This is a genomic window from Dietzia sp. HMSC21D01 (assembly GCF_001815995.1).
In the GTDB taxonomy this organism is placed as follows: domain Bacteria; phylum Actinomycetota; class Actinomycetes; order Mycobacteriales; family Mycobacteriaceae; genus Dietzia; species Dietzia cinnamea.
Genome location: NZ_KV824108.1, coordinates 10,877 through 17,351, shown reverse-complemented (window position 1 = coordinate 17,351; position 6,475 = coordinate 10,877). Strand labels below are relative to the sequence as shown.

The window sequence follows — 6,475 nt, the reverse complement described above, 5'->3', positions numbered from 1 at the left end:
GTGCCACGCGGCCTCGGCCGCCCCCTGCCGCATGCCGGCCGCCGCACCGAGCACGCAGTCCAGGCGCGTGCGGCCGACCATCTCGATGATCGTGCGCACGCCGCGGCCGGGCTCGCCGACCAGCCAGCCGAGCGTGCCGTCGAACTCCACCTCGGAGGAGGCGTTCGACTTGTTGCCGAGCTTGTCCTTGAGCCGCTGCACGAGGAATGGATTGCGCTCGCCGCCGGGGAGCACGCGCGGAACGAGGAAGCAGCTCAGCCCCTCCGGCGCCTGCGCCAGCACGAGGAACGCGTCGGACTGCGGCGCCGAGCAGAACCACTTGTGGCCGCGCAGGACGTGGCACCCGGAGTCGCCCGCGCCCACGGAGCCGCCGGCGGTGACGGGCTCGGCGGTCGTGGTGTTGGCGCGCACGTCCGAGCCGCCCTGCTTCTCGGTCATCGCCATCCCGAACAGCACGCCCGACTTGGTGGCGGGGTCGCGCAGCTCCGGGTCGTAGACGCGGGAGAGCAGCGCCGGCTCCCACTCGGCGGCCAGTTCAGGGCTCAGCCGCAGCGACGGGACCACGGCGTGAGTCATGGACAGCGGGCACCCGTGCCCGGCCTCGACCTGCGAGACCAGCATGAACCCGGCGGCCCGCTCGACGTTCGCGCCCTGCCCGGGGTCGGCCCACGCCGAGGTGTGCAGCCCGTGGGCCACCGAATACTCCATGATGCGGTGGTAGGAGGGGTGGAACTCGATCTCGTCGACCCGGTTGCCCCACCGGTCGTGAGAGTGGTGCACGGGCGTATGGATGTTGGCGAGCTCGGCGTCGTGTTGGTACTGCGCGGTGCCGACGTGCCGGCCGATCTCGTGGAACCCCTCGACCCGCGCGTGCGGCGAGAAGGTCGCCACCGCCTCCTGCAGCGCCGAGTTGAGGGCGAACTCGTCCACGTCGACCCGCGGCGGCGCCTGGTTGAGAACTTCGTGGGTGGAGTGGTGGCGCTGGCTGGTGTGATCGAGCGACGTCGTCATGGCGGCGGCTCCTAACTCTTGAAGTACTCAGCTCTTGAAATGCTCAGCCCTTGAAATACATAAGCTGCGTGCCCGTCGCCAGCAGCGTCCCGTCGCGACCCCACAGGCGCGCGGCCTCGTCGTGGTAGTTGCCGTGGAAGCGGTGCGAGTGCACGCTGCCCAGCAGGAAGTCGGTGCCCTGGGCGGCGATCTCGTCGGCGGTGGCCAGGAAGTGGATCGTCAGCGTCACCGTGCCCGCGGGGACCGGCCGACCGAGCCGCAGGAATGCGCGCGGGAAGAACGAATCGCACATGGCCGTCAGCGCGAGATGGTCGAGACCGCGGGCCGGGGCGTCGCGGATCCACATCGTCGTCGTCGACCCCGGGCTCTCCTCGCCCGCCGCGACGGCCTCCCATCCCCCCTCGACGAACCGCATGTCGTAGTTCTCCACCCACTTCACGCCGCGGTCGGCGCCGGCGGAGGGCAGCTCCTCCGGAGCGGGTACGGCGGGCGCGGCGGCCTCGGTCTCCGACCACGTCTCCCGCCGCAGCCCGGTGATGGCCGTGGCGGTGGTGACCACGTCGTCGCCCTGGCGCATCTCGATCCACCAGTGCTGGTTGGAGCGGTTGGTGCGGGCGGGGCGCGCCTCGATGAGGAACTCGCCGTCGGCGACGGGCCCGGCGTAGTTGAGGGTCAGCGCGAGCGGGTCGCCGTGCCGCTCGGGGTGCTGCAGGACCGCGGCCAGCATCGTCGCCGCCGTGGTGCCGCCGAACGGGCCGACCATGTTGGCGTACGCCTCGTGCGTGCGGCCGCGGTAGAGGTTCTCGCCGAGCGGCTCCAGCGCCACCACCTCATCGAGCACGTGCGTGGCGGTGTCCTGACTGGTCACGGGGCCTCCTGTGGGGCGGGCGGGGCGTCGCCGCCGGGGGCGCGTGCGGGCGGCGTTGGGCTCACCGTACCGAGAGATACGGCGACGACGACGAGGAACGCCCGTCCCGCCCACGTGGGCCTTCGGCCATAGGATCGGGTCATGCCGATGATCGATGTGAAGAGTCATGAGTCCGTCTCCACCGCCGCCGTCGTGGCCACCGGGCTGCTCGGCGGGTGGTTGACCGCCCGTGAGACGGGGATCCGTCCGCTCGGTGGGGTCGTGCTGGCGGCGGCCGGCGTCTGGGCCGGTCGCTCGTGGGCGGCCAAGACCGACGTGCCCACCACGGTGGGCCTGTCGGCGCTGTACGTGGCGGCGTTCGGCGCGTCGCACCCGCTGGCCAAGAAGATGGGCTCGTGGCCGGCGGTGCTCACGGTGACGGCGGCGGCGTCGGGCGCGGCCTACGCGCTCGCCGACGCGAAGTAGCGGCGGCTCGGGCCTGCCAGGTTGGAATCGTTGACCCGATTGTGGCCCGTCTCTAACATGTGAACGACGTCACAGAAACAGCGTCGACACGGTAGGAGATTTCCATGGACGCGATCACCAGAACCGTCACCGCGGCTGTTGCCGCCGCGGGCGTCGCTGTTGCCATGGCACCCGCGGCGGTGGCGCTCAATACCGATTCACTGACCCCGCCTCCACCGGACTGTTCCGTAGACGTCCAGCGGATCGCGTCTGAAACGCCTGGCCCGTTCCCCGGCGTCGGCTGGGACGTTGGCGCACATGCCAATCTGTGCGGCGACCTGGGCTTCCTCTTCCTCGAGACGGCCGGGGGGACCGGGTCGTCGCCCACCAGAGTCGTGCTGTTCCATCGCGGTGAGCGCGTCGCCACCCAGCCTGGCAACACTCCGCGCGTCCTGCTCGGTCAGCACAGCAACTTTCACGTCGAACTCCGCATCCAGCAGGAGCCGGCGCCCGGGCAGCCGAACGCCGCCGCCACGTACAACTCGACGGTCTACGTGTGGAACCCGTTCGCAGGGACCGGCGATGCGACTCCTATCCCGCTGCCGCCCGGCTTCCGACTCTGACACTTCCGGATATGCAGCGCGTGACCGGGTGAAGCCCGGATAGCGCCGCAGCCGCGCTTACGCGACCGTCTCCCAGGTCAGGCGTCGAGGAAGATGTCGAGCTCCAGCTCCTCGAGGGGGCCGCCGTAGACGGAGAAGTCGGTGACGCCCTCCTCGGTGAGGACGTCGTCGTCGATGAAGAAGTTGCCCGTACACTCGCGGGGGTCGCGCGTGAGGACCGCGTGCGCGGCGTCGGCCATGATCTCCGGCGTGCGGCTGCGCGCGACCATCTCCTCGCCGCCGAGCAGGTTGGCCACGGCGGCGGTGGCGATGGTGGTGCGCGGCCACAGGCTGTTGGCCGCGATCCCGCGTCCCTTGAGCTCCTCGGCCAGGCCCAACGTCACCAGGCTCATGCCGTACTTGGCGATCGTGTAGCCGAGGAAGCTGCCCGCCCACTTGGGATTGAGATTGAGCGGCGGGGACAGCGTGAGGATGTGGGCGGCGTCCGAGGCCTCCAGGTGCGGCAGCGCCGTCTTGGACAGCAGGAACGAGCCGCGGCAGTTGATGTCCTGCATGAGGTCGTACTTCTTCATGGCCAGGTCAGGGGTCGGTGACAGGTCGATCGCGCTGGCGTTGTTGACCACGATGTCGATCCCGCCGAACGCCTCGACCGTCCTGTCGACGGCCTCCTGCACCGAGTCCTCGTTCCGGACGTCGCCCACCACGGCCAGGGCCTTCCCTCCCGCCTCCTCGATCTGGGCCGCGGCGGTGTGCACGGTGCCCTCGAGCTTCGGGTGGGGAGTGTCGGTCTTGGCGAGCATCGCGATGTTCGCACCGTCGCGGGCGGCGCGCAGGGCGATGGCCAGGCCGATGCCGCGGCTGCCGCCCGACATCAGCAGGGTCTTTCCGGCCAGGGTGCGAGTGGAGTCCGTCATGGGCACGATCCTCTCCGATAACCGCCGACCGCGGGGCGGGTATCGGCGACCGATCGCCCACTTGACGCGCCCCGTAGCATAAAAATGACCTCACAAACGGGTGTGGTTCCGACCGTGCAGGAGAGGCGCGATGACCGGTCGCCCCGAACTCACGGCTTCCAGGACGCTGATCACTGTTCTGGCGGCCGCCCTCGCCGTGCTCGTGGTCGGGGTGGGCGTGGTCGCCCTGGTCCGCAGCAGTGGGTCCGGGTCGGAGACACCGGCCGTCGAGGTCTCGCCCTCGGCTGCCGGGAGTGGCTTCTCCCCGGATGTCCTGGATCGTCCCGCGGCCCTCCGGTCCCGAGGGCGCCGGGGTGCTGGAGGTGACGGGGCCGGAGTGCGATTCCGCGGTGATCAACGCCGACCTGCTGTTCCCGAACAGCGGTGCGCGGATCATCGACTGCCAGGCGGGCTGGGCCGTCATGGCCAGCGCCGTGTCGGGTGATCGGTACTGGGTGGCGTTCTCGGACGGCAGGTGGCGCAGGGTCGCGGACGTGTCGATCCGCCTGGGGACCTGCCCGGCCGAAGCGGTCGCCAAGGGCGCGCCGACGTGGATGGCGCAGAAGCACCTGAGCAGCTGTGCGCCTTCCGAGCGGCCGAGCCCTCCGGCTCCCACGCTCACACCGACCCCCGCGCGGACGTCGGCGGCTACGACCCCGGCTCTGCCCCATGCGTCGCCCACCCGGACCAGTTCGCGGACCCGGGCCCCGATCGAGGACGCCGCGGCGCCGGCGACGAGTTCGCGACAGACCAGTGTCGCCACGCCGACGTCCCCGCCGACCAGTGTCGTCACGACGACGCCTTCGCCGACCGATGAGTCGACCCCGTCCACTGCGGCGGATGATGCGCCCGGTCCGGACGGGGAGTAGCGCACGCCGCGTGCCTCACGCCGGGCGAGGGGGAGCCGCATCGACTCTTGACATGCGCTGTCGCCGGAGAATACTTGCAGGTACCCCACCGGTCTGCACGGCGAAAGGTGCGGTCATGGTCGCGAAACCTCTGGTCACGGGGACGGTTCTGCGCTCCGAGGAGGGGACCGCCTACTGGTTCCTGGGGAGTCTGGTCACGGTCAAGGTCGCCGGGAGCCAGACGGGTGGTCGTCTCACCGTGCTCGACTTCCTCAACCCGCCGGGATTCTCGCCGCCGGTCCACCGCCATCTCAGGGAGGACGAGTGCTTTTACGTCCCGTCGGGCGCGGCCCGGTTCCGGTGCGACGGCGAGGTCTTCGAGGCCCGCGCCGGCGACACGGTGTTCCTGCCCGTGGGGTCGGCGCACACCTTCGTGGTGCTGGGGGAGGAGCCGCTGCGGACCCTCCAGATTACCGTCCCGGCGGGTTTCGAGGAGTTCACCGCGGAGGCGGGCGAGCGTGCCCGGGAGAGGGTGCTCCCGGAGCGCTCGCCCGTCGATCCCGTCGCGCTGCAGGAGGCGGCCGCCAGACACGACATCGAGATCCTGGGTCCGCCGCCGACGATCTCTGACCCGTAAGTCCGGATAGGGGCCCGGCCCCGCCTCGCGCCGGGGGACAATCGGGGCCATGCAGCCAGTCGCGACCCCGACGTTCGCCGAACTCGCCGAGGGCCGGGCCGTGCCGCCCATGGCCGCCCGCCCAGGCCCGGACCTCCCCGCCGCGGGGTTCATCGAGTCCGAGTGGTCGTGTGCGGGCGAGGCGGTGTCGTCCTCGGTCGGCGAGCTGCCCACCGATGGCCGGGTCACGCTCGCCGAGGCCGACTCTCAGCCCTACTGCACCCGCGTGCTGGTCCGCCGCCCGTCCGCCGAGCGGTTCAGCGGCGTGGTGCTGGTGGAGTGGCTCAACGTCAGCGGCGGCCAGGACGCCGCGCCCGAGTACACCTACCTCGCCGAGGAGATCATCCGCGCCGGCCACGCGTGGGTCGGGGTGTCGGCGCAGTTCATCGCCGTCGAGGGCGGTGACGCCGCCGTGGGCATGGGCGGACAGACCGGTGGCCTGCGGGCGCAGCGCAGGGACCGCTACGGCGACCTGCACCATCCCGGCGACGCCTACTCGTACGACATCGTCACCCAGATCGGTCGGTACTGCCGCGCGGCGGGCGGGTCGCGAGACGGCGGGGCCCCGTTCGAAGACGGCCCGCTGGCCGGGCTCGCTCCGGAGACAGTGATCGCGATCGGGGAGTCGCAGTCGGCCATCGCACTGACCTCCTACATCGACGGCGTCCACCCGCTGGCCGGCGTATTCGATGGGTTCCTGCTGCACAGCCGCGGCGGTGGGGCCCTGCCGTTCGACGACCGCGGCCGCGCGGCCGGCATCGCCGCTGCCGTCTCCTCGCGGACCCTGCTCCTGCGTGACGACCTTGACACGCCCGTCCTGGTGGTGCAGGCCGAGGGCGACCTCGGTGGCCTGCTCGACTCGGCTCGCGCCCGCCAGCCCGACTCCGACAAGATCGTCACCTGGGAGATCGCCGGCCAGGCCCACGCGGACGCCTACCAGTTGGGCGAGCTCGCGGGGATGGTCGACTGCGGTGGCGCGATCAACAGCGGCCAGCAGGTGTTCGCGTGCCGGGCCGCGCTGCGCCACCTCATCACGTGGATCGGCGGGGGGG

Annotated in this window: 8 protein-coding genes; 5 read left to right on the top strand and 3 right to left on the bottom strand. The window is 71.3% G+C overall.

Going from position 1 to position 6,475, the window contains the following annotated elements:
* On the bottom strand, positions 1–1,011 hold a 1,011-nt coding region (locus tag HMPREF3086_RS15855), incomplete at its 3' end, for an acyl-CoA dehydrogenase family protein (protein ID WP_210401888.1).
* Between the two features lie 43 nt (positions 1,012–1,054).
* Entirely contained in the window at positions 1,055–1,879 is an 825-nt protein-coding gene (locus HMPREF3086_RS15850; protein WP_061229799.1) for an acyl-CoA thioesterase, read from the bottom strand.
* Between the two features lie 141 nt (positions 1,880–2,020).
* Here HMPREF3086_RS15850 and HMPREF3086_RS15845 point away from each other — a divergent pair, with 141 nt between their 5' ends.
* Both HMPREF3086_RS15845 and HMPREF3086_RS15840 read left to right on the top strand, forming a co-directional pair.
* Complete coding sequence (locus tag HMPREF3086_RS15845) at positions 2,021–2,344, top strand: hypothetical protein (RefSeq protein WP_070722882.1); 324 nt, start codon at positions 2,021–2,023, stop codon at positions 2,342–2,344.
* 104 nt (positions 2,345–2,448) lie between these two features.
* Complete coding sequence (locus HMPREF3086_RS15840; protein ID WP_070722880.1) at positions 2,449–2,946, top strand: hypothetical protein; 498 nt, start codon at positions 2,449–2,451, stop codon at positions 2,944–2,946.
* 77 nt (positions 2,947–3,023) lie between these two features.
* On the opposite strand, the gene HMPREF3086_RS15835 is transcribed toward HMPREF3086_RS15840, so the two are convergent.
* On the bottom strand, positions 3,024–3,860 hold the full coding sequence (locus tag HMPREF3086_RS15835; RefSeq protein WP_061229798.1) for an SDR family oxidoreductase: 837 nt from the start codon (positions 3,858–3,860) through the stop codon (positions 3,024–3,026).
* Between the two features lie 293 nt (positions 3,861–4,153).
* Here HMPREF3086_RS15835 and HMPREF3086_RS15830 point away from each other — a divergent pair, with 293 nt between their 5' ends.
* From HMPREF3086_RS15830 to HMPREF3086_RS15820, 3 genes are all read left to right on the top strand, one after another.
* Positions 4,154–4,768, top strand: a complete 615-nt coding sequence (locus HMPREF3086_RS15830) for a hypothetical protein (RefSeq protein WP_141764126.1) — start codon at positions 4,154–4,156, stop codon at positions 4,766–4,768.
* Positions 4,769–4,883: 115 nt separating this feature from the next.
* Positions 4,884–5,384 carry a cupin domain-containing protein gene (locus HMPREF3086_RS15825; RefSeq protein WP_070722875.1) on the top strand — a complete coding sequence of 167 codons (501 nt, stop codon included), beginning with the start codon at positions 4,884–4,886 and terminating at the stop codon, positions 5,382–5,384.
* A gap of 49 nt (positions 5,385–5,433) precedes the next feature.
* Positions 5,434–6,475, top strand: a 1,042-nt coding sequence (locus tag HMPREF3086_RS15820; RefSeq protein ID WP_246831021.1) for an alpha/beta hydrolase domain-containing protein, incomplete at its 3' end; no start/stop codon positions are given.

Bases quoted from the DNA above. Each gene is read 5' to 3' on its own strand.
- HMPREF3086_RS15840 (WP_070722880.1), top strand. From the start codon at position 2,449: ATGGACGCGATCACCAGAACCGTCACCGCGGCTGTTGCCGCCGCGGGC.
- HMPREF3086_RS15825 (WP_070722875.1), top strand. From the start codon at position 4,884: ATGGTCGCGAAACCTCTGGTCACGGGGACGGTTCTGCGCTCCGAGGAG.
- HMPREF3086_RS15845 (WP_070722882.1), top strand. From the start codon at position 2,021: ATGCCGATGATCGATGTGAAGAGTCATGAGTCCGTCTCCACCGCCGCC.
- HMPREF3086_RS15835 (WP_061229798.1), bottom strand. From the start codon at position 3,860: ATGACGGACTCCACTCGCACCCTGGCCGGAAAGACCCTGCTGATGTCG.